The sequence below is a fragment of the Arthrobacter sp. B3I4 genome (assembly GCF_030816855.1).
Lineage (GTDB): Bacteria > Actinomycetota > Actinomycetes > Actinomycetales > Micrococcaceae > Arthrobacter.
This window is the reverse complement of record NZ_JAUSYK010000001.1, coordinates 3078661-3098815: the sequence shown is the minus strand read 5'-3', so window position 1 is coordinate 3098815 and position 20155 is coordinate 3078661. Positions and strand designations below refer to the sequence as shown.

Here is a 20155-nt window from a genome sequence, read left to right as displayed (position 1 = left end):
GGAAGGTGACTAGCGCCGAAACCAGCCCCGGATCCGCCGCGCGGATCTGGAACCTGCCCAACATCCTGACGATGCTGCGGATCGCGCTGGTGCCCTTCTTCGTCTGGTGCCTCGTCGCCGACGCTCCGGGCCTGCACGCGCAGCATGGACTCTGGCGCTGGGCCGCCGTCGTCGTGTTCGCCGTGGCGATCTACACAGACAAACTCGACGGCGACATCGCCCGCAGCCGTGGCCTGGTCACCGACTTCGGCAAAATCGCGGACCCGATCGCTGACAAGCTGCTGATCGGCTCGGCCCTGGTGATGCTCTCGCTGCTGGCCGAGCTGCCGTGGTGGGTGACCGTGCTGATCCTGGTCCGGGAGTGGGGGATCACGGCGCTGCGTTTTGTCGTCATCCGCTACGGCGTCATGCCGGCCTCGCGCGGCGGCAAGCTCAAGACAGTGGTCCAGACCGCGGCCATTTTCCTGTACGTGATGCCGCTGGCTTCGATCGCCCCGTGGCTTGGTGTGGTGTCCTTCGCGGTCATGCTGGCCGCCCTCGCAATCACGCTCTGGACCGGGGGCGAATACGTCGTCGAGGCCCTGAAGCTGCGTGCCCGGGGTATTCAGGCCCGCAAGCAGCGCGTGGGAAAGGGGACGCCGTGAGCCTTCCGCAGCACGATCAGCACCCCGGGCACCACCCGAACCTGCACCGCCTTTCCGGCGAAGCTGTGAGCCGCGCCGCCGAGCATGGACTGACGGTCGCCACGGCGGAATCCCTCACTGCTGGCATGGTCGCCGCCGTGCTCGCGGACACGCCGGGCGCCTCAGCCATGTTGCAGGGCGGCGTGATCGCGTACGCGAACTCCGTCAAAGCCGACGTGCTCGGCGTCTCCCGCGACCTGCTCGACGCCGTCGGCTCCGTGGACGGCCAGGTCGCCGCCGCGATGGCGGCCGGCGCGCGGACCGCGTGCGGGGCCGACGTCGGAGTGGCCACCACCGGCGTGGCCGGACCTGAACCGCACGACGGCAAGCCCGTCGGGACCGTTTACATCGGCCTCGCCACGGGCGCGGGCGCGACGTCCTTCGCGTACCGCTTCGAGGGGGCCCGCCAGGAAATCCGCGGGCTGGCGTGCGGCGCCGCGCTGGAACGCCTGCTCGAGGTCCTGGGCCATGCTACCGCCGGGAAAGTTGCCGGGAACAAAAGTTGATTGTGAATAGTTGTTAGATTGTGTCGCCCCGAAAGAGAGGCGGCGCCTAGGATGAAACCAATACAACGTCCGCCGTTCGCGGCGAATCAGACATACGAGGGAGCAAGGCGATACAGATGGTAAAGCAGCCCGTATCCGTAAACGGCGTTGTCCGCTGGAAGGATGTGGGCCTCGCCGATCAGGCAAAGAGCGAACAAAAGGAGCGCAAGATGGTTGTACTTCGTCACGAAATCGGTGATGTCCTGCGCGATGTCCGCCAGCGCCAAGGCCGTACCCTCCGCGAAGTCTCGCACAGTGCCCGTGTATCCCTGGGCTACCTGAGTGAAGTGGAACGCGGCCAGAAGGAAGCCTCCTCGGAGTTGCTGTCCTCGATCTGCTCGGCCCTCGACGTTCCGTTGTCCAGCATGCTCCGCGAAGTCAGCGACCGTGTGGCCGTGGCCGAGGGCGTCGCTGTACCGGACACCGTCCCCCAGGAGTTTGCCCAGCGCTACGGGCGTGACCTTGACCGTGAGCTGAACGACGAGCTGGGCACCGGCCTGCTCTCCGGGGCGCGCTAGCCCTACCCGATAACTGCAGGAAAGGTCCCCGGCGGTGTGCCGGGGACCTTTTGCATGCTCTACGAAGTCCGGGCGCCGCAGTCCCGACCGCCGCAGTCCCGGACCGCCCGCAGACCCGCGGGCCGCCCGAGGAGACCCGCGGCCGCCGTGTCCCGGGACCGGCCTAAAGCACCTCGTCCCGCGGAAAGCCGTCGCGTTCGTAGCTGGAGTTCAGTTTCGCCATGTACCCGGCGAAAGCCTCAAGCTCCCCGGCCGGCCACTCCGCCAGCCGCTCCCGAAACACCTCGCGCCGGGCATCCTGGACCAAGTGCATCTTCTCCTCGCCTTTGGCCGTCAGGCTGATGGCCTGGGCGCGCCCGTCGAGCGGATCGGCAGCCTTGGAAACCAGACCCAGGCCCTCCAGGAACGCGACCTGACGGCTCACCGAGGGTTTGCCGACGCCGATGCGCGACGCCAACTCGGTCAGCCGGATGGGGCCCTCGCTCCGGAGTACCGACAACAGACCGTAGGCGGCCGGTTCCATCTCTGGGTGGACCTGGCGGGAGAGCCGCTGCGACATCGAACGGGCACGCCGCCAGAGCAGGCTCAATTGGTGTTCAACGGCGGCCAGGGCATCTTCGGTGGAGGCTTCGCCGACCCCGGAAATTCGCGCCGGTTCCGGGCTGGCATCGGGTGGGGTGCTCATAGCAACCATTCTAGGGTCCGGGCCCGTGAGAGACTTTACCGGTGAGAATCAGCGACTTCTGGCGGCTTATGGATGACGAGTTCGGGGCAGGCTATTCCCGTGTCCTCAGCAGCTCCCTCGTGCTGGCCGGCGTCGGCGGCCGCACCGCCGACCAGGCTCTCAGCGCCGGGGTGCCGCCCAAACAGGTGTGGCTGGCCATGTGCGATGTCCAGGACGTCCCCGTCGAGCGGCGTCTCGGCCGCGACGTCAAGCCGCACTGAGCCATCCTCCCGGGGGGACCGGCGGTGTCCGAGTCCTCGGACACGCCGCCCAATTGTTCGAATATCTGTTCGGGTATGGCTATGCTTTTTCCAGAGCGTTTTCCACATACGCGACGACGGCGGCAATATTGTCAGAGGCTGCCACTAGCGTCGGTGATGACATAACAACGGCCACGATGGCCACTCTCCAGCGAGAAAGTATCAGAGGTGTGAACCATGGCCGCAGCCCCGGATCGCCAGAAGGCGCTCGACGCAGCGCTTGCCCAGATTGACAAGCAGTTCGGCAAAGGTTCCGTCATGCGCCTGGGCGATGAAGTCCGTGCGCCCATCGAGGTCATTCCGACCGGCTCCATTGCCCTGGACGTGGCCCTCGGAATCGGCGGCCTGCCCCGCGGCCGCGTGGTCGAGATCTACGGCCCCGAGTCCTCCGGTAAGACCACCGTCGCGCTGCATGCCGTAGCCAACGCCCAGCGCCAGGGCGGCATCGCCGCGTTCATCGACGCCGAGCACGCGCTCGACCCGGAATACGCCGCCAAGCTCGGTGTCGACACCGACGCGCTCCTGGTTTCCCAGCCGGACACCGGTGAGCAGGCGCTTGAAATCATGGACATGCTGATTGGTTCCGGCTCGCTGGACGTCATCGTGATCGACTCCGTCGCCGCGCTGGTGCCCCGCGCCGAAATCGAGGGCGACATGGGCGACAGCCACGTCGGCCTGCAGGCCCGCCTGATGAGCCAGGCGCTGCGTAAGATCACCGGCCGGTTGAGCCAGACCAAGACCACCGCAATCTTCATCAACCAGTTGCGCGAGAAGATCGGCGTGTTCTTCGGTTCCCCCGAAACGACCACCGGTGGCAAGGCGCTGAAGTTCTACGCCTCCATCCGCATCGACGTCCGCCGGATCCAGACGCTCAAGGAGGGTGCAGACTCGGTCGGCAACCGGACCAAGGCGAAGATCGTCAAGAACAAGATGGCGCCGCCCTTCAAAATCGCCGAATTCGACATCATCTACGGTCAGGGCATCTCCCGCGAGGGCGGCATCATTGACATGGGTGTCGAGCACGGCCTGATCAAGAAGTCCGGTTCCTGGTTCACCTATGACGGTGACCAGCTGGGCCAGGGTATGGAGAACTCCCGCCGCTTCTTGCGGGACAACCCCGAGCTGGCCGCCGAGCTCGAGCGCCTGATCAAGGAAAAGCTGGGCGTCGGCGTCAAGGCCGCCGACCCGGAAGAGTCACCAAAGCTGAAGGCCGTTGACGGCTTCTAAGCCACCGGGGCCGGAGCTGGACGCCGACGCGGATCCCGCGTCGGCGGCCCGCGCCATCGTCCTGCGGCAGCTGAGCAACTCGCCCAAAAGCCGGCTGCAGCTCTCCCGCAAGCTGGCCGAGCGCAACATTCCGGAAGACGTCGCCGAGGCGGTCCTGGACCGCTTCGAAGAGGTCCGGCTCGTTGACGACACCGAGTTCGCGGAGCTGTGGGTGCGGAGCCGTGCGCAGAACCGGAAGCTCGCCCGGGGCGCCCTGCGCCGGGAGCTGGCCGAAAAGGGCATCGACGACGACACCGCCGCCTGCGCGTTGGCGCAGGTCAGCGATGAGCAGGAGGAAACCGCCGCCCGGGAACTCGTGGAGCGCAAGCTCAGGTCCTTGCGTGGCCTCGGGGATGCGTCCGAGCGGGACAAGGCCGTGCGGCGACTGGCGTCCATGCTGGCCCGGAAGGGGTACCAGCCGGGTCAGGCCTTCCGCATCGTTAACGAGGTCATCGACGCCGCGCTGCAGGACGACGGGCAGGCGGGTCTCTAGGACGCCAGCCCGACGGTGCCGTCACGCCGTTTCAGCTCGTTCCAGACCTCGTCCAGGGAAAGCCCGAGAACGTCGGCCAGCGCCGCTATGGTCGGGAAGGCCGGGGTGGCCACCCGGCCGGTCTCAATCTTCCGCAGTGTCTCCGGGGAGACTCCCGCGGCCAGGGCCACGTCCAGCATTGATCGTTCGCCCCTTGCCGCCCGGAGCAGGGCACCCAGGCGCTGTCCTCGCTGGACCTCGGCGGGGGAGAGCGGCAGTCTAACCATCACGCCAGCATACCGGGATAATTTGACCGGTATAGTTATTGGATGATCGAAATCCTGAACTCCGCCGAACTGGACCGTGCGCGGGAGACCGGCGCCCTCGTTGGCCGCATCCTGCAGACCGTGAAAAGCCGAACGGCGGCGGGCACGAACCTCCTGGAGATCGACCGTTGGACCCGGGACCTGATCGCCGTGGCGGGCGCGGAGTCCTGCTACGTGGACTACGCGCCGCCGTTTGGACGCGGACCGTTCGGCCACTACATCTGCACCGCCGTCAACGACGCTGTCCTGCACGGCCTGCCGTATGACTACGCAGTGGCCGACGGTGACCTGCTGACCCTCGACCTCGCGGTCTGCAAGGCCGGCATCGCCGCAGATGCTGCCATCAGTTTCGTCGTCGGCGGTTCCGGTCCCGCGGAGAGCGTCGCCATGATCGAGGCCACCGAGCGGGCGTTGTCGGCTGGTATCGCCGCCGCAAGGCCGGGCGCCCGAATCGGCGACATTTCCGCCGCCATCGGCTCGGTCCTCAGCGCTGCCGGCTACCCGATCAACACCGAGTTTGGTGGCCACGGCATCGGCTCGACCATGCACCAGGACCCCCACGTGCCCAACACCGGCCGGGCCGGCCGGGGCTTTACCCTCCGTCCCGGGCTGATGCTGGCGCTGGAGCCGTGGGTGATGGCGGACACCGCCACACTCATCACCGATGCCGACGGCTGGACGCTCCGCAGCGCTACCGGGTGCCGGACGGCCCACAGCGAACACACGATCGCCATCACCGAGGACGGGTCGGAAATCCTGACGCTGGCCCCGCCCGCGTAGCGCCGCACCGCGGCTGCCCGCGCCACCCATGGGTACCGGCGGGCGGAGCCGTTACCCTTAACAGGTGAGTTTGACCATTTCCTCCCCAGCCGACGGCCCTTCGACCAGTCTGGCGCCCGCGACGGCCGTCGTCCCCGAGACGGCCCCGGCCCGCACCTATCAGGTTCGCACCTTTGGCTGCCAGATGAACGTCCACGATTCCGAGCGGATGTCCGGCATGCTGGAAGCCGCCGGTTACGTCCGCTCCGAAGGCGAGTTGGCCGACGTCGTGGTGTTCAACACCTGCGCCGTGCGGGAAAACGCCGACAACAAGCTGTACGGCAACCTCGGCATGCTGCGCCCGGTGAAGGACGCCAACCCGGGGATGCAGATAGCCGTTGGCGGCTGCCTCGCGCAGAAGGACCGGGAAACTATCCTCGCGAAGGCGCCCTGGGTCGACGCGGTCTTCGGCACGCACAACGTCGGGGCCCTGCCGGCCCTGCTGGACCGGGCGCGGCACAACAACGAGGCACAGCTCGAAATCCTGGAATCCCTTGACGTGTTCCCCTCGACGCTGCCCACCAAGCGTGACTCCGTCTACTCGGGCTGGGTCTCCATCTCGGTCGGCTGCAACAACACCTGCACGTTCTGCATCGTCCCCGCCCTGCGCGGCAAGGAAAAGGACCGCCGTCCGGGCGATATCCTCGCCGAAATCCAGGCCCTCGTCGACGACGGCGCCATCGAGGTCACCCTGCTGGGCCAGAACGTGAACTCCTACGGCGTGGAGTTCGGCGACCGTCAGGCCTTCTCGAAGCTGCTCCGTGCCTGCGGCGAGATCCCCGGCCTGGAGCGCGTCCGGTTCACCAGCCCGCACCCGGCAGCGTTCACCGACGACGTCATCGACGCCATGGCCGAGACCCCCAACGTCATGCCGCAGCTGCACATGCCGCTGCAGTCCGGCTCGGACAAGGTGCTCCGCGACATGAGGCGGTCCTACCGTTCCACCAAGTTCCTTGGCATCCTGGACAAGGTCCGCGAAAAGATCCCGCACGCCGCCATCTCCACCGACATCATCGTCGGATTCCCGGGCGAAACCGAAGAGGACTTCCAGGCCACCCTCGACGTTGTGGAGCAGTCCCGCTTCGCCACCGCGTTCACCTTCCAGTACTCCAAGCGGCCGGGTACCCCGGCTGCCGACCTCCCGGACCAGCTCCCCAAGGCTGTGGTGCAGGAACGCTTTGAACGGCTCACCGCACTGCAGGACCGCATCGCCGCCGAGGAGAACGCCCGCCAGCTGGGCCGCCGCGTCGAGGTGATGGTCACCGCACAGTCCGGCCGCAAGGCAGGGGAAACGCATCGCCTCTCCGGCCGCGCCCGGGACCAGCGGCTCGTGCACTTCTCGGTGCCGGCCGGCGCGGAAACACCCCGTCCGGGAGACCTCGTCACCGTCACCATCACCGAAGCGGCCGCCTTCCACCTCGTCGCGGACCCCTCATCAGTCGACGAGTACCAGTTGCGCCGCTCACGGGCCGGCGACGCCTGGGACCGGTCCCAGGCCGATTCGTGCGGCGCTCCGGCACCGGCCGGAAAAGCCGGCGCCACCGGGGTCTCCCTGGGCATGCCCAGCCTGCCCATCCGCGCGCGCTAGCCTGTGGTCGCCGCCACCCCGCCGGTCATCGCGGTCGTTGGACCGACCGGATCCGGAAAGTCGGAGCTCGCCGTCTCGCTTGCGCTGGCCCTCGACGGGGAAGTCGTCAACGCCGACGCCATGCAGTTCTACCGCGGGATGGACATCGGCACGGCCAAAATCACCGAGGCCGAGCGCCGGGGAGTGCCGCACCACCTGCTGGATATCCTGGACGTCACCGAGGAGGCCAGCGTCTCGGACTTCCAGCAGCGCGCCCGGGCCGTCATCGCGGACATCCATGCCCGCGGTAAGCGCGCCATCCTCGCCGGCGGTTCCGGGCTCTACGTCCGCGCAGCCCTCGACCTGCTGGACTTTCCGGGTACCGACCCTGCAATCCGCCGCCGGCTTGAGGCGGAAGAGCAGGCCGCAGGCCTGACGCCGCTGCGGGCCCGGCTGGAACGTGTGGACCCCGTCTCTGCCGGCCGGCTCGGCGACGCCCGCCGGGTCATCCGGGCCCTCGAGGTTTTCGAACTGACCGGCCGGCCCTTCAGCTCGTTCATGCCGGAGCGGAAGTACTTCCAGCCGGCCGTGCAGCTCGGCCTGCAGGTGGACCGTGAACAGCTCCGCGAACGCCTCGCGGCGCGGGTGCATTCTATGGTGCAGCAGGGGCTTCTGGCCGAAGTGCAGCGCCTGGACGCAGCGGGCCTGAGGCACGGCAAGACAGCCTCCCGGGCCCTCGGCTACACCCAGTTCCTCAGCGTCCTGGACGGCCAGGCAGACGAGGCGCAGGCCGTCGAAGAGACCATTGCCGCGACCCGGAAATTCGCCCGCCGCCAGCTCACCTGGTTCCGAGCCGACCCCCGGATCAGCTGGCTGGACTGGCAGGACCCGCTCCTGTCGCCGAAAGCGGCGGCGCTCTGCGGTTAGGCCCCGGTGCTCTCGCCGCTAACGCGCCCGGTGCCCGCCCCCACCGGCGCACGCGTTCCGCACCGCCGCGGCCGGAACGGTAGCCTTGAGCCATGGACGAAACCCTAGCTACGGCCGCTGAGCACGCCGCCGTCGACACCGCCGGCCTCAGCGGCCTGAAGTTCTCCAAAGGCCACGGAACCGGCAACGACTTTGTCCTGATCGCCGACCCCAACGGCGCCCTCTCCGTGACCCCGGAGCAGGCAGCGGCCCTCTGCGACCGGCACCGCGGCATCGGCGGCGACGGGCTCATCCGCGCAGTCCCCTCGCGGCTGCTGCCCGAAGGCGCAGCGCTGCTCGCCGCGCACCCGGAAGCCGAGTGGTTCATGGACTACCGGAACGGCGACGGCTCGCTCTCGGAAATGTGCGGCAACGGGGTCCGCGTTTTCGTCCACTTCCTGATTGCCGAAGGCCTCGCCGACCTGCCCGCCGGCGAATCGCTGACCATCGGAACCAGGGCCGGCGTCAAGACGGTCGTCCGCACCGCGGCCGGCTACGCCGTCGACATGGGCCCATGGGAGTTCATCTTCCCGGGGGAGGCCACCGCGCGGGCTATGGACTCCCTGGTCAGCGCCGACGGACTTGAGGTAGCCCGGCCGGCATTGTCGGTCAGCATGGGCAACCCGCACACCGTCGTCGCGCTGGCCGAAATCGCGGAGCTGGACGCCACCGACCTGTTCCGGGCGCCGCACGTTGACCCGCTGCCGCCGCACGGGACCAACGTCGAATTTGTCGTTCCTTCCGAGCCGCTGGTGCACGACGGCGTCGGGACGGTCACGATGCGGGTGCACGAGAGGGGAGTGGGGGAGACCTTGTCCTGCGGGACCGGTGCCTGCGCCGCAGCTGTCGCCATCCGGCACTGGGCCGGCCAGGGCGCCCCCGACGTTTGGAAGGTCGCGGTCCCCGGCGGCGTCGTCGGCGTGAAATTCTTTGTGGCCGCAGACGGCCATGAGCACGTGGAACTCAGCGGACCCGCCGTAATTGTTGCTAGCGGGACGCTTTCCTGACGCGCAGAATCCGGAACGACTTCGACGTGCTCTCGCGGGTCACGGTGAAGCTGCTGTCCAGCTCGGCTGCCAGCCAGCGCTGGAGTGAATCCGAACCCAGGTTCTTCTGCACCACCAGCCAGGCCGAGCCACCGGGAGCGAGCCGTGGCAGCCAGTGCAGCAGCAGGGCGTGGAGCTCGTCCTTGCCGATCCGGATGGGCGGGTTGGACCAGATGGTGTCGAAGCGCAGGTCCGGGTCCACGTCCCCGGGCAAGCTGGCCGTGACGTTGCCCAGCCCCAGCAGGGCGGCATTCTCATTCGTCAGGGTCACGCAACGCTCATTGACGTCCACGGCGACCACCCGCGCATGCGGCGCCTTCAGTGCCATGGTCAGCGCAATGGGGCCCCAGCCGCAGCCGATGTCCAGCAGGTTCCCCAGCGGGGCCGGGGAAGGCACATCCGCGAGCAGCACAGCGGTTCCCTTGTCGATTCCGTCCGGACTGAAAATACCAGAGGACGTCTGCAGCTTTCGCGGTTCGCCGGCAAGCTCCACGGCCAGGGGCTTGCGGGGAAACGGCCCGGCGGGCTGGGCGCTGAAATAGTGTGCAGACTCCATAACTGGCCAGATTAGTTTGAGCTTCGGTGCTATGGGAAACCGGCCGGAAAACCCCCGGGGCCGGACCTGTGGCGCCAAGGTAACAGGAGAAAATCTGCTATTATTGATGACATGATCTTGAACTTCAAGTAGCCGGCGCGGGCCTTCGTTTCCCAGTTTCGTCTCCAACGTCACTGGGGAGCAGCGCCCGTCCCCGCAGCGACGCAGGTATTCACCTTCCGCTCCGCGCACCCCTCGTTCCGGCTTTCCCGCCGCTACCGGCGCGCGCTGTACTTTGAGTTCCATCGGCTGGCATCTTCAGGGCCGGCCGCGGATTTCTCTCCATACCGGGGCGGACCGTATCCACACCGTGCGGCGTTCAACAGCCGCACTTCCCACACAGCTCCGCACCGTCCGCCGACGCCATTTTTTAGCGTGAAGGTGGCAGTGCACCGACCAGCCGGGCGCGCCCCCACCGCCCCGCTATCCAGGAGGCCCGGTTGACCGACAGTCGTCAGCCCAGCGCGAATACCGCGCCAAGAAGCACCGAACAGCACTATTCTGAGATTGCACACTCTTCAAAGGAGACCATGACCAGTCAGCCCAACACCGGATCCGATTCAGCCGCCCAGGACATGAGTCCTGCGGAAATCCAGGCTGTCATTGACCGGATTCTCTCCAAAGACGCTCCCGCCCCGAAGGTAGGACGCAGCGCCCGCGCGGGGGAGCCCGGCGAATCCAAAGCTGTTCTCGGTAAGGCCCAAGCGATTTCCGGGCTGGACGAGGAACACGGCGGCTACGACGGCGATCAGCAGGACCTCGAGGAACGCCGCGCCCTGCGCCGCACCGCCGGCCTCTCGACCGAGCTCGAAGATGTCACCGAAGTCGAATACCGGCAGTTGCGCCTTGAGCGGGTCGTGCTCGCGGGGCTGTGGACGGAAGGCACCCTCGCCGACGCCGAGAATTCCCTGCGCGAGCTCGCCGCCCTCGCCGAGACGGCCGGCTCCGAGGTTCTAGACGGCCTCGTCCAGCGCCGCGCGAAGCCCGACCCGGGCACCTTCCTGGGCTCGGGCAAGGCCCAGGAGCTCAAGGACATCGTGATGTCCACCGGTGCGGACACCGTGGTGGTCGACGCCGAACTGGCCCCCTCCCAGCGCCGCAGCCTTGAGGACATCGTCAAGGTCAAGGTCATTGACCGCACCGCCTTGATCCTGGACATCTTCGCCCAGCACGCCAAGAGCCGCGAAGGCAAGGCGCAGGTGGAACTGGCCCAGCTGGAGTACCTGCTGCCGCGACTGCGCGGCTGGGGCGAATCAATGTCCCGCCAGGCCGGCGGCCAGGTCGGCGGCGCCGGCGCGGGCATGGGTTCTCGCGGCCCCGGTGAGACCAAGATCGAGCTGGACCGCCGCCGGATCCGCACCCGGATGGCCAAGCTGCGGCGCGAAATCGCCGCTATGAAGCCGGCCCGGGAAACCAAGCGGTCCAACCGGCGCCGTAATGCGGTTCCCTCCGTGGCAATCGCGGGCTACACCAACGCGGGCAAGTCCTCGCTGCTGAACCGGCTGACCGACGCCGGCGTCCTGGTGGAGAACGCCCTGTTCGCCACGCTGGATCCCACCGTCCGGAAAGCCGAAACCCCGGACGGCCTGGGCTACACCCTCGCCGACACCGTGGGCTTTGTCCGCTCGCTGCCTACCCAGCTCGTGGAAGCTTTCCGCTCCACTCTGGAGGAAGTCGCGGACGCGGACCTGATCCTGCACGTGGTGGACGTCTCGCATCCTGACCCGGAAGGGCAGATAGCGGCAGTCCGTGCGGTCTTCAGCGAGGTCGACGCCCGCAAGGTCCCGGAAATCATCGTCCTGAACAAAGCCGACGCCGCAGACCCGTTCGTGATCGAACGGCTCAAGCAGCGCGAACCGCGCCACGTCGTCGTCTCGGCCCGCACCGGCGAAGGCATCCCGGAACTGCTCAAAGCCATCAGCGAGGGCATCCCGCGGCCCAGCGTCAAGCTGGAACTGATGATCCCGTACGACCGCGGTGATCTGCTGAGCAAGCTGCACGAGACGGACGCCGAGATCATCAGCCTCGACCATGAGGAGACCGGCACCCGTGCCGTCGTGATGGTACGCGAAGGACTCGCCGCAGAGCTGGACTCGTTCATCAGCAATGACTGAACCAGCGGCGGCGGAAGCAGAACCGGATTCGGCCGGAGACCCGGAAGCGTCCGGCGCGTCCGGCGAGGAGTTTGTGGTTGAACTCCTCGACCGGGCGGTCGCCGGCATGGGCGGCCAGAGCCGCGACGGCCAGCATGAGATGGCCCGGCAGGTGGCCCGCGCCATCGAGACCGGCGACCACCTGCTGGTCCAGGCCGGAACCGGAACGGGCAAGTCCCTGGCCTACCTGATCCCACTGATCGCCCATTCGCTGGTCAGCGACAAACCGACCCTGGTTTCCACCGCTACCCTTGCACTGCAGACCCAGATCGTCGGCCGCGACCTGCCCCGGCTGCTCAAGACCATCACCCCGGCGCTGGAACGGCCGGTGAAGATCGCCCTGGTCAAGGGCCGCTCCAATTACGTCTGCCGGCACAAGCTCGAAGGCGGGTTCCCCTCGGAGGAACCGTCCGAAGGTCAGCTGTTCTCCCTCGGCGAGGACACCTCGGTGCCGCACTTCGCTGCCGCCATGGGCGGGCCGTCCTCGCAGCTCGGCAAAGAGGTGGTCCGGCTCCGCGAGTGGGCCGAGGACACCCAGACCGGGGACCGCGACGAGCTCCTGCCCGGCGTGACCGACCGCGCCTGGCGGCAGGTCTCCGTCACCTCCATGGAGTGCCTCGGCGCGCAGAAATGCCCGCTGGCCGCCGAGTGCTTCAGTGAACTCGCGCGGCAGAACGCTGCCGACGCCGACGTCGTGGTCACCAACCACGCCATGCTGGCCGTCAGCGCGTTCGAAGGCCTGGCGGTGCTGCCCGAGTATGACGTCGTCGTGGTGGACGAAGCGCACGAACTGCAGGACCGGGTCACCGGCGCCGTGTCCGGCCAACTGTCCGTGGCCATGGTGCACGCAGCCGCCTCCGGTGCCCGCAAGCACACCGGCATCACGGTGGACGCGCTCAACAACGCCGCTGCCAACCTTGAACTCGCGATCGAAGGCGTTCCCAGCGGCCTGATGCCCAACGGGCTCAACAACGAGCAGCTCGACTGCGTCGACCAGCTGCGTGACGCCTGCCGCGCTGCGCTCTCGGACTCCAAGGGCGACAGCAGCGCCACGGCCGACGGCGGCCGGCAGCTCGCGCGCTCCCGCCTGATGGTGATCCTCGAACTGTGCGAACGGCTGCTGGCAGCGAAGGAGAACCGCGAAGTGGTGTGGTTCTCGCGGAACAGCAGCTTTGATCCCCAGCAGGGGTACTCGCAGCCGGATGACTCCGCGCCCGCCCTGATCAACATTGCCCCGCTGAGCGTCGCCGGACGGCTGCGCGAGGGGCTTTTTGCCGACCACACCGTGGTACTCACCTCGGCGACCCTGGCCATCGGTTCCGCTTTTGAGCCGGCCGCCGGCGGCCTGGGACTGGTCGGCCCCGGCGCGCCCAGCTGGACCGGCGTCGACGTCGGCTCACCCTTTGAGTATCCGAAGCAAGGCATCCTATACGTCGCCCGGCACCTGCCCAAGCCGGGCCGGGGCACGTCCCCCGAGGCCCTGGATGAACTCGAAAAGCTGATCCGGGCCTCCGGCGGGGGCGCCCTGTGCCTCTTCTCCTCGCGGCGTGCCGCCGAAGAAGCCGCCGATGCCATGCGGCCCCGGCTGGGGCTCAACATCCTGTGCCAGGGCGAGTCCACCATGACGGCGCTCGTGAAGCAGTTCGCCGATGAACCGGATACCTGCCTGTTCGGCACCATGTCGCTCTGGCAGGGTGTCGATGTGCCCGGGAACTCCTGTCGGCTGGTGGTGATCGACCGGATTCCGTTCCCGCGGCCCGATGACCCGCTGATGACCGCACGGTCCCGCGCCGTGGCGCAGTCGGGCGGGAACGGCTTTATGAGTGTTTCGGCCACGCACGCCGCCATCCGCCTGGCCCAGGGCGCCGGCCGGCTGATCCGCTCGACCTCGGACAAGGGCGTCGTAGCGGTGCTTGACTCCCGGTTGTCGACTGAACGGTACGGTGCTTTCCTGCGGGCCGCGCTCCCGCCGTTCTGGCCGACCACGGATCCCGCGGTGGCCTTCGCCGCGCTCGAACGCCTCGCCAAGGAAGCGCCCGCCCGGCAGCCAGCCAGATAGGCGCCGCCGCGGGCTCGCCAAGGAGGCGCCTGCCGGGCAGCCAGCCAAATAGCCGCGGCCGCCGCAGCCGAAACGCGGAAGGCCGCCGTCCGGGCGGACGGCGGCCTTCCGGCTAGCGGGACACCCGACAGGGCTAGAGCGAACGCAGCACCGAGACGACCTTGCCCATGATGACTGCATGGTCGCCGAGTATGGGCTCGTACTGGGTGTTTTGCGGCAGCAGCCAGGTGTGGCCGTCGCGCTGGCGGAAAGTCTTGACCGTGGCCTCATCATCGAGCAGCGCGGCAACGATGTCGCCGTTGACGGCGTCGTTCTGGCGCCGTACGACCACCCAGTCGCCGTCGCAGATGGCGGCGTCGATCATGGAGTCACCGGCCACCTTGAGCATGAACAATTCGCCGTGGCCCACCAGTGAGCGCGGCAGGGGCATCACGTCCTCCACCACCTGGTCCGCCAGGATCGGTCCACCCGCTGCGATTCGGCCGACGAACGGCACCATCGCGGTGTCGGTGGCGCTGGCCAGCTCGGAGACGGCGCGGCCACCCACCGCGCGAAGGCCGCTCGACTTCTCCGCCCCGGAAATCTTGGTAGCTCCCTCGTCGAGGGTCAGTGGCATGAGTACTTCCATGGCCCGCGGACGCTTGGGGTCCCGCCGCAGGTAGCCCAGCTTCTCCAGCTGCGAGAGCTGGTGGGTGACGCTGGAGAGGCTGGCGAGTCCGACGATGTCGCCGATTTCACGCATGGAGGGCGGGTAGCCGTTGTCCGTCACGGAGCGCTGGATGGTTTCCAGGATCTTCTTCTGCCGGACGGTAAGGCCCTTAGGCGCCCGGCTGGTCTGAGGGCTGCGCTGGGGAGCCCTCCCGCCGGCGGCTTGTGCTGCCATGTTCGCCACGCCTCTCCATTTCCCCGGCCGCCGTGCGTGCCGGGACCAGTCAGTCCTAAAAATGTCAGACCCCGCTGGTCAACTGCTATTGATCGTTCCAGGCGGTTGTCCTGTGCTTCAAAAATAGGCCAGCCGTTCGGGTTTTTCAAACATTTGTTCTAGTGAGTCTCGACAATGTTCGTTCATAGGTGCTAAAAATAGAACAGCAGGGTTCGAATATGTGTTCGAAGAATCGGTTCGGAGCTCGGGTAACCGTTCGGTTGTGCATTCGAAGCGTGCGAACGATCAGCTTTTCAAGTTTTGCGTTAGATGGTTCGGCCGGTTGGCGGCAGGTACGAGGAGTACGCCGGGCGGCACAGATCAGTCCAGGAGGGCTCAGTTCATGTCAGCAGTAAGCGCTAATTCCGATTCCATGGTTTCAAGTTCCCGCCGGCCCGCCGCACCCGCGGCTGCAATGAAACAGGCGCCGTTGCGCTTGACCCGCCGGGGAAGGTTCGTCTTCTTTGGCGTGCCGCTGATCCTGCTCGCGGCCCTCATCCTCTCGCTTGCCGGTTTCCTCAACGCGCCGGCCAAGGCCGCTGATTCGTCCGGGGGCTTGACCCTCACGCCGACGGTCACAGTGACGGTCCAGCCCGGCGAATCGCTGTGGACCATCGCCGGCACCGTCGCCCCGGACCGCGATCCGCGGGACGTGGTCGCCGATATCGTGCAGTTGAACAACCTCGGGGCTGCCCGTGTGCTCCCCGGCCAGCAGCTCTACATTCCCGCCAAGTAAGCGGAAGCGGAGCGCCCGGTTTCAGGCCAGGGCCCGGTCTCACTTAAACTAGACGGGTGACCGACCAGCTAGAGCGACTCAACCGACTGCCCCTCCGGACGAATTTGCGGGGGCTGCGCCCCTATGGCGCACCCCAGTTGGACGTCCCCATTCTGCTCAACGTCAACGAGAACACCCACGGCGTCCCGGCCGACGTCCGGGCTGCCATTGCCGAAGCCGTCACCGAGGCGGCCGCCGGGCTGAACCGGTACCCGGACCGCGAGTTCACCGAACTGCGCGAAGCGCTGGCTGAATACCTTGGCCACGGTCTGACGGCCGGCAACATCTGGGCAGCCAACGGCTCCAACGAAGTCCTTCAGCAGATCCTTCAGGCCTTCGGCGGCCCGGGACGCACCGCCCTCGGGTTCCCTCCCACGTATTCGATGTACCCCCTGCTGGCTGCCGGCACGGACACCGAGTACATCGTTGGAGCGCGCGTTGAGGACTACGGCCTCAGTGCCGAATCCGCCGCCCGCCAGGTCCGCGAGCTGCAGCCCAACGTCGTCTTCCTCTGCTCCCCGAACAACCCCACCGGCACGGGCCTGGGACTGGACGTCGTCGAGGCCGTGTACGAGGCAGGGGAGGCAAGTCAGACCGTCGTGATCGTCGACGAGGCCTACCATGAGTTCGCCCACGAGGGCACGCCCAGCGCCCTGACGCTGCTGCCCGGCCGGGAGCGGCTGATCGTCTCGCGGACCATGAGCAAAGCCTTCGCCCTGGCCGGTGCGCGGATTGGTTACATGGCAGCTGCACCCGAGGTCACGGACGCCCTCCGGCTGGTCAGGCTGCCGTACCACCTCTCCGCCATCACCCAGGCCACCGCCCTGGCCGCACTGCGCCACCGGACGGCCCTGATGGCCGATGTCGAGGACATCAAGCGCCAACGGGACCGGATCGTCTCCGAGCTGACCCGCATGGGACTGCAGCCCGCCGCCTCCGATTCCAACTACGTCTTTTTCGGCGGCCTGGAGAACCAGCACGACGTCTGGCAGGGGCTGCTGGACGCCGGCGTGCTCATCCGGGATGTCGGTATTGCCGGTCACCTGCGCGTCACTGCCGGCACTGAGACCGAAACCACACGGTTTCTGGAGGCCCTCGAACGGATCCTGGCCGGCCGGGAAGTTCAGCCCGCCTAGACTTAACCCAGGACACGCACACCGCCGGCGTTCGCGGGCGCCCGCCTTCTCCCAAAGGACATCCCACATGAGCAACACCGGAACAGCCGGCGCCCGGACCGCCCGCCTCGAACGGACCACCAGCGAGTCCTCGGTGCTCGTCGAAATCGACCTCGACGGCACCGGCGTCTCCGACATCAGCACCTCCGTGCCGTTCTATGACCACATGTTGACCGCACTGAGCAAGCACTCCCTGATCGACATGACGGTCAAGGCCACCGGCGACACGCACATCGACGTCCACCACACGGTGGAGGATGTCGCGATCACCTTCGGCGAGGTTCTCCGCACTGCCCTGGGCAGCAAGGCCGGTATCCGCCGCTTCGGCGAGGCCACCGTCCCGCTCGACGAGGCCCTGGCGCAGGCCGTCGTCGACGTTTCGGGCCGGCCGTACCTGGTGCACGCCGGCGAACCAGCGGGCCAGGAATACCACCTCATCGGCGGCCACTTCACCGGTTCCCTGACTCGGCACGTCTTCGAGGCCATCACTTTGCACGCCGGTATCTGCCTGCACATGAACGTCACTGCCGGCCGGGACCCGCACCACATCGTCGAGGCCCAGTTCAAGGCCTTCGCCCGGGCCCTCCGGGCCGCAGTAGAGCCCGATCCCCGGGTTGAAGGCATTCCCTCCACCAAGGGTGCGTTGTGACCGGCCCGGAACTCCGCGACGGGGCCATCATCGACCCGGACGCGGCCCGGAAGCCGCCCTCCCCGGAAGGAAAGCCCACCGTCACCGTGCTCGACTACGGTTCGGGGAACATCCGCTCGGCCGTGCGCGCCCTCGAGCGGGCCGGCGCGGAGGTCATCCTGAGCTCCAAACCCGAGGACGTGCTGAACGCCGATGGCCTGGTCGTTCCCGGGGTCGGGGCCTTTGAGACCGTGATGAAGGAACTCAAGGCCGTTGACGCCATCCGCATGATCGGCCGCCGTGTCGCCGGCGGACGGCCGGTGCTGGGGATCTGCGTCGGACTTCAGGTCCTGTTCGAAGCAGGTGTCGAACACGGTACCGTCGCGGAGGGCATGGGGGAGTGGCCCGGCAAGGTGGAACTCCTGCCGGCAGAGGTTGTGCCGCACATGGGCTGGAACACGGTCACCGCGCCGGAGGGTTCCACGCTCTTCGCCGGGGTTGAAAATGAGCGCTTCTATTTTGTGCACTCCTACGGCGTGCAGCGCTGGGACTTCGACGTGGTCCAGCCGCGAATGGCGGCCCCGCTTGTCACCTGGTCCGAACACGGCGCCCCGTTCATCGCCGCGGTGGAGAACGGCCCGCTCTGCGCAACCCAGTTCCACCCGGAGAAATCCGGCGACGCCGGTGCGCGCCTGCTGAAGAACTGGGTCGACAGCCTGCGCGGCCGCACCCAGGCCGCCGCACCAGCCGGCGCTCCGGAAAAGACCGCCTGAATGTGGTCACTAGTCCTGATGGGCCTCGCCGGCCTGCTGGTCGGCGGCGGCGTCTCCTTCCGGCAGCAGAAGAGCCCGTTGTGGGTCCAGATCGTGTTCTACTTCCTGGCCGGCATGTCGCTGCTGGCCGCGTACCTGCTGACGCTGCCCGGCAACTGAGTCCCGCAGCCCTACCCGCTCCCGCCGCTCCAACCATGAGGACCTAACGATGATCACCGAAACCCCGCTTCCGGTACTTGAGCTGCTGCCCGCCGTCGACGTCGTCAACGGCCAGGCCGTCCGCCTGGTCCAGGGCGAAGCCGGCAGTGAGACCAGCTACGGGACGCCCCTGGAAGCCGCGCTCAACTGGCAGGAGCAGGGCGCAGAATGGGTCCATCTCGTCGACCTCGACGCCGCCTTCGGCCGCGGGTCCAACGCCGGGCTGCTCCGTGAGGTTGTCGGCCAGCTGGACATCAAAGTCGAGCTCTCCGGCGGTCTGCGCGATGACGAGTCGCTGGAAAAGGCGCTGGAGCTTGGCGTCGCCCGCGTGAACCTGGGCACCGCGGCCCTGGAGAACCCGGAGTGGACGCACCGTGTGATCGAACGTTTCGGCGACAAGATCGCCGTGGGCCTCGACGTCCGCGGCACCACCCTTGCCGGCCGCGGCTGGACCAAGGAAGGCGGCGACCTCTGGGAGGTCCTGGACCGCCTCGAAGCGTCCGGCTGCGCCCGCTACGTGGTTACCGACGTCACCAAGGACGGCACCCTGCAGGGCCCCAACGTGGAACTGCTGCGCCAGATGGTGGAGAAGACCGGGAAACCCGTCGTGGCCTCCGGCGGCATCTCCAGCCTCGAGGACCTCAAGGTCCTCCGCTCCCTGGTTCCGCTCGGCGTCGAGGGTGCCATTGTCGGCAAGGCGCTCTACAACGGCAACTTCACCCTGCCCGAAGCCCTCGACGTAGCCGGCCGCCGTTAGGCCCGGCCGCCCCGTGGAACACAGCACCCCTACCGGCAACGGGCCCTCCGGCGGCCGTGAACTGCCGGGCCACATCGCCGCCGCCCTCGCTGGCGCCGGCGGAGCGGCTGACTCCGCCGGGCAGCCGTGGGCCGGGCGCAGCCTCAGCGGCGATGACGCCACAATCCACAACTTCGAGGACGACGACGGCGCTGCCGACGCCGGCTACCTCGCCGCGCTGGCCGCCTTGGCCGCCGGCGAGGGCGACGAAGCGGCAGTGGTGGCGTCGCTGGCCACCGCCCGCGTCTTCGTTCCGATCGTTGCCCGGCTGGCTGAAGAAGGCGACGCCGTCGCCGGTGCCCACGGTGAATTGCATGGCGACAAGCAGGCAGACATGGCTCTGGTGACCCTCCAGGCCCCCGACGGCCGGACCGCGCTGCCGGTCTTCACCTCTGCCCGGTCCCTGGCGGCCTGGCATCCCGAGGCGCGGCCTGTTGCGGTCTACGCCGCCCGTGCCGCGCTGTCCGCCGTCGCGGAGAACGCCGAACTGCTCGTGCTGGATCCCGGCTCGGAGGCTACCTTCGTGGTGCGCCGGCCCGCTGTCTGGGCGCTGGCCCGGCAGCACGGCTGGACACCGAGCTACCGTGACGCGGCGGTCGCGGACGCCGTCGCGGCCGCTGCCGCCGGCTTTCCCGCCCTCCGGCGCGTGGAGATCTGTCCGGGCGGGGGAGTGGCTTCGGCGCAGGCCGGCGGCGGACAGCTTCCCGGCGGCGGTGCGGGCCCGGAGCTGCGGGTGGTGCTGTACCTTGAAGACGGACTCGACGCCGCCGCGGTGCAGTCCCTCGTGGCCGGGCTCAACGACGCCTGGGCCCGGAATGAAATATTCGCTGACCGGGTTGACTCGATCGAAATCAAGTTGCAGCGCGCAGCACCATAGCCGACGGCCGGA

The 20155-nt window shown here is 67.9% G+C and carries 23 protein-coding genes; 19 read left to right on the top strand and 4 right to left on the bottom strand.

Going from position 1 to position 20155, the window contains the following annotated elements:
- Nucleotides 1–5 precede the first annotated feature (5 nt).
- From pgsA to QFZ61_RS14635, 3 genes are all read left to right on the top strand, one after another.
- Nucleotides 6–644, top strand: a complete 639-nt coding sequence (gene pgsA / locus QFZ61_RS14645) for a CDP-diacylglycerol--glycerol-3-phosphate 3-phosphatidyltransferase (RefSeq protein ID WP_307037231.1) — start codon at nucleotides 6–8, stop codon at nucleotides 642–644.
- Nucleotides 641–1189, top strand: coding sequence for a CinA family protein (locus tag QFZ61_RS14640; protein WP_307037229.1), 549 nt, complete (start codon nucleotides 641–643; stop codon nucleotides 1187–1189). Before pgsA ends, QFZ61_RS14640 begins: the two co-directional genes overlap by 4 nt.
- A gap of 116 nt (nucleotides 1190–1305) precedes the next feature.
- Complete coding sequence (locus QFZ61_RS14635; protein WP_307037228.1) at nucleotides 1306–1746, top strand: helix-turn-helix domain-containing protein; 441 nt, start codon at nucleotides 1306–1308, stop codon at nucleotides 1744–1746.
- A gap of 163 nt (nucleotides 1747–1909) precedes the next feature.
- On the opposite strand, the gene QFZ61_RS14630 is transcribed toward QFZ61_RS14635, so the two are convergent.
- Nucleotides 1910–2431: a MarR family winged helix-turn-helix transcriptional regulator gene (locus QFZ61_RS14630; protein WP_307037226.1), complete on the bottom strand. Its 522-nt coding sequence runs from the start codon at nucleotides 2429–2431 to the stop codon at nucleotides 1910–1912.
- A gap of 41 nt (nucleotides 2432–2472) precedes the next feature.
- On the opposite strand from QFZ61_RS14630, the gene QFZ61_RS14625 reads away from it, so the two are divergent.
- The 3 genes from QFZ61_RS14625 to QFZ61_RS14615 all read left to right on the top strand — a co-directional run bounded on the left by QFZ61_RS14625 (nucleotide 2473) and on the right by QFZ61_RS14615 (nucleotide 4489).
- Nucleotides 2473–2691 (top strand): DUF3046 domain-containing protein, encoded by a 219-nt coding sequence (locus QFZ61_RS14625; protein WP_307037224.1) that lies wholly within the window; start codon nucleotides 2473–2475, stop codon nucleotides 2689–2691.
- 216 nt (nucleotides 2692–2907) lie between these two features.
- Nucleotides 2908–3957 (top strand): recombinase RecA, encoded by a 1050-nt coding sequence (recA, locus tag QFZ61_RS14620; protein ID WP_138769744.1) that lies wholly within the window; start codon nucleotides 2908–2910, stop codon nucleotides 3955–3957.
- Complete coding sequence (locus QFZ61_RS14615; protein ID WP_307037221.1) at nucleotides 3944–4489, top strand: regulatory protein RecX; 546 nt, start codon at nucleotides 3944–3946, stop codon at nucleotides 4487–4489. The genes recA and QFZ61_RS14615 overlap by 14 nt, the downstream gene beginning before the upstream one ends.
- Here QFZ61_RS14615 and QFZ61_RS14610 read toward each other — a convergent pair.
- Nucleotides 4486–4755, bottom strand: coding sequence for a helix-turn-helix transcriptional regulator (locus QFZ61_RS14610; protein WP_307037219.1), 270 nt, complete (start codon nucleotides 4753–4755; stop codon nucleotides 4486–4488). The two genes, QFZ61_RS14615 and QFZ61_RS14610, sit on opposite strands and share 4 nt — an antisense overlap.
- A gap of 42 nt (nucleotides 4756–4797) precedes the next feature.
- On the opposite strand from QFZ61_RS14610, the gene map reads away from it, so the two are divergent.
- The 4 genes from map to dapF all read left to right on the top strand — a co-directional run bounded on the left by map (nucleotide 4798) and on the right by dapF (nucleotide 9153).
- Nucleotides 4798–5574, top strand: a complete 777-nt coding sequence (gene map, locus QFZ61_RS14605) for a type I methionyl aminopeptidase (protein WP_307037217.1) — start codon at nucleotides 4798–4800, stop codon at nucleotides 5572–5574.
- Between the two features lie 64 nt (nucleotides 5575–5638).
- Nucleotides 5639–7201 (top strand): tRNA (N6-isopentenyl adenosine(37)-C2)-methylthiotransferase MiaB, encoded by a 1563-nt coding sequence (gene miaB, locus QFZ61_RS14600; protein ID WP_373427163.1) that lies wholly within the window; start codon nucleotides 5639–5641, stop codon nucleotides 7199–7201.
- Nucleotides 7202–7204: 3 nt separating this feature from the next.
- Nucleotides 7205–8107, top strand: a complete 903-nt coding sequence (gene miaA, locus QFZ61_RS14595) for a tRNA (adenosine(37)-N6)-dimethylallyltransferase MiaA (RefSeq protein ID WP_307037215.1) — start codon at nucleotides 7205–7207, stop codon at nucleotides 8105–8107.
- Between the two features lie 92 nt (nucleotides 8108–8199).
- A complete protein-coding gene (gene dapF, locus QFZ61_RS14590) occupies nucleotides 8200–9153 on the top strand; it encodes a diaminopimelate epimerase (RefSeq protein ID WP_307037214.1) in 954 nt (317 codons plus the stop codon).
- Here the strand turns inward: dapF and QFZ61_RS14585 are convergent.
- On the bottom strand, nucleotides 9134–9748 hold the full coding sequence (locus tag QFZ61_RS14585; RefSeq protein WP_307037212.1) for a class I SAM-dependent methyltransferase: 615 nt from the start codon (nucleotides 9746–9748) through the stop codon (nucleotides 9134–9136). The two genes, dapF and QFZ61_RS14585, sit on opposite strands and share 20 nt — an antisense overlap.
- 569 nt (nucleotides 9749–10317) lie before the next feature.
- On the opposite strand from QFZ61_RS14585, the gene hflX reads away from it, so the two are divergent.
- Entirely contained in the window at nucleotides 10318–11901 is a 1584-nt protein-coding gene (gene hflX / locus QFZ61_RS14580; RefSeq protein ID WP_307037211.1) for a GTPase HflX, read from the top strand.
- Nucleotides 11894–13999, top strand: coding sequence for an ATP-dependent DNA helicase (locus tag QFZ61_RS14575; protein ID WP_307037209.1), 2106 nt, complete (start codon nucleotides 11894–11896; stop codon nucleotides 13997–13999). The genes hflX and QFZ61_RS14575 overlap by 8 nt, the downstream gene beginning before the upstream one ends.
- A gap of 133 nt (nucleotides 14000–14132) precedes the next feature.
- On the opposite strand, the gene lexA is transcribed toward QFZ61_RS14575, so the two are convergent.
- Nucleotides 14133–14882, bottom strand: a complete 750-nt coding sequence (lexA, locus tag QFZ61_RS14570) for a transcriptional repressor LexA (RefSeq protein WP_307037207.1) — start codon at nucleotides 14880–14882, stop codon at nucleotides 14133–14135.
- A 412-nt stretch (nucleotides 14883–15294) separates the two neighbouring features.
- Between lexA and QFZ61_RS14565 the strand changes: the two genes are divergently transcribed.
- The 7 genes from QFZ61_RS14565 to QFZ61_RS14535 all read left to right on the top strand — a co-directional run bounded on the left by QFZ61_RS14565 (nucleotide 15295) and on the right by QFZ61_RS14535 (nucleotide 20143).
- On the top strand, nucleotides 15295–15657 hold the full coding sequence (locus QFZ61_RS14565; protein WP_307037204.1) for a LysM peptidoglycan-binding domain-containing protein: 363 nt from the start codon (nucleotides 15295–15297) through the stop codon (nucleotides 15655–15657).
- 56 nt (nucleotides 15658–15713) lie between these two features.
- On the top strand, nucleotides 15714–16832 hold the full coding sequence (locus QFZ61_RS14560) for a histidinol-phosphate transaminase (protein WP_307037202.1): 1119 nt from the start codon (nucleotides 15714–15716) through the stop codon (nucleotides 16830–16832).
- A 67-nt stretch (nucleotides 16833–16899) separates the two neighbouring features.
- Entirely contained in the window at nucleotides 16900–17520 is a 621-nt protein-coding gene (hisB, locus tag QFZ61_RS14555) for an imidazoleglycerol-phosphate dehydratase HisB (RefSeq protein ID WP_307037200.1), read from the top strand.
- Nucleotides 17517–18272: an imidazole glycerol phosphate synthase subunit HisH gene (hisH, locus tag QFZ61_RS14550; protein WP_307037198.1), complete on the top strand. Its 756-nt coding sequence runs from the start codon at nucleotides 17517–17519 to the stop codon at nucleotides 18270–18272. Before hisB ends, hisH begins: the two co-directional genes overlap by 4 nt.
- Nucleotides 18273–18431, top strand: a complete 159-nt coding sequence (locus QFZ61_RS14545; RefSeq protein WP_307037196.1) for a hypothetical protein — start codon at nucleotides 18273–18275, stop codon at nucleotides 18429–18431.
- A 49-nt stretch (nucleotides 18432–18480) separates the two neighbouring features.
- Complete coding sequence (gene priA / locus QFZ61_RS14540; RefSeq protein WP_307037194.1) at nucleotides 18481–19227, top strand: bifunctional 1-(5-phosphoribosyl)-5-((5-phosphoribosylamino)methylideneamino)imidazole-4-carboxamide isomerase/phosphoribosylanthranilate isomerase PriA; 747 nt, start codon at nucleotides 18481–18483, stop codon at nucleotides 19225–19227.
- A gap of 13 nt (nucleotides 19228–19240) precedes the next feature.
- Nucleotides 19241–20143, top strand: a complete 903-nt coding sequence (locus QFZ61_RS14535; protein ID WP_307037193.1) for an SseB family protein — start codon at nucleotides 19241–19243, stop codon at nucleotides 20141–20143.
- The last annotated feature ends 12 nt before the right edge of the window (nucleotides 20144–20155 follow it).

Bases quoted from the DNA above. Each gene is read 5' to 3' on its own strand.
- QFZ61_RS14545 (WP_307037196.1), top strand. From the start codon at position 18,273: ATGTGGTCACTAGTCCTGATGGGCCTCGCCGGCCTGCTGGTCGGCGGC.
- priA (WP_307037194.1), top strand. From the start codon at position 18,481: ATGATCACCGAAACCCCGCTTCCGGTACTTGAGCTGCTGCCCGCCGTC.
- QFZ61_RS14575 (WP_307037209.1), top strand. From the start codon at position 11,894: ATGACTGAACCAGCGGCGGCGGAAGCAGAACCGGATTCGGCCGGAGAC.
- recA (WP_138769744.1), top strand. From the start codon at position 2,908: ATGGCCGCAGCCCCGGATCGCCAGAAGGCGCTCGACGCAGCGCTTGCC.
- lexA (WP_307037207.1), bottom strand. From the start codon at position 14,882: ATGGCAGCACAAGCCGCCGGCGGGAGGGCTCCCCAGCGCAGCCCTCAG.
- dapF (WP_307037214.1), top strand. From the start codon at position 8,200: ATGGACGAAACCCTAGCTACGGCCGCTGAGCACGCCGCCGTCGACACC.
- map (WP_307037217.1), top strand. From the start codon at position 4,798: ATGATCGAAATCCTGAACTCCGCCGAACTGGACCGTGCGCGGGAGACC.
- QFZ61_RS14565 (WP_307037204.1), top strand. From the start codon at position 15,295: ATGGTTTCAAGTTCCCGCCGGCCCGCCGCACCCGCGGCTGCAATGAAA.
- QFZ61_RS14585 (WP_307037212.1), bottom strand. From the start codon at position 9,748: ATGGAGTCTGCACACTATTTCAGCGCCCAGCCCGCCGGGCCGTTTCCC.
- QFZ61_RS14610 (WP_307037219.1), bottom strand. From the start codon at position 4,755: ATGGTTAGACTGCCGCTCTCCCCCGCCGAGGTCCAGCGAGGACAGCGC.
- hisB (WP_307037200.1), top strand. From the start codon at position 16,900: ATGAGCAACACCGGAACAGCCGGCGCCCGGACCGCCCGCCTCGAACGG.
- QFZ61_RS14630 (WP_307037226.1), bottom strand. From the start codon at position 2,431: ATGAGCACCCCACCCGATGCCAGCCCGGAACCGGCGCGAATTTCCGGG.
- hflX (WP_307037211.1), top strand. From the start codon at position 10,318: ATGACCAGTCAGCCCAACACCGGATCCGATTCAGCCGCCCAGGACATG.
- QFZ61_RS14635 (WP_307037228.1), top strand. From the start codon at position 1,306: ATGGTAAAGCAGCCCGTATCCGTAAACGGCGTTGTCCGCTGGAAGGAT.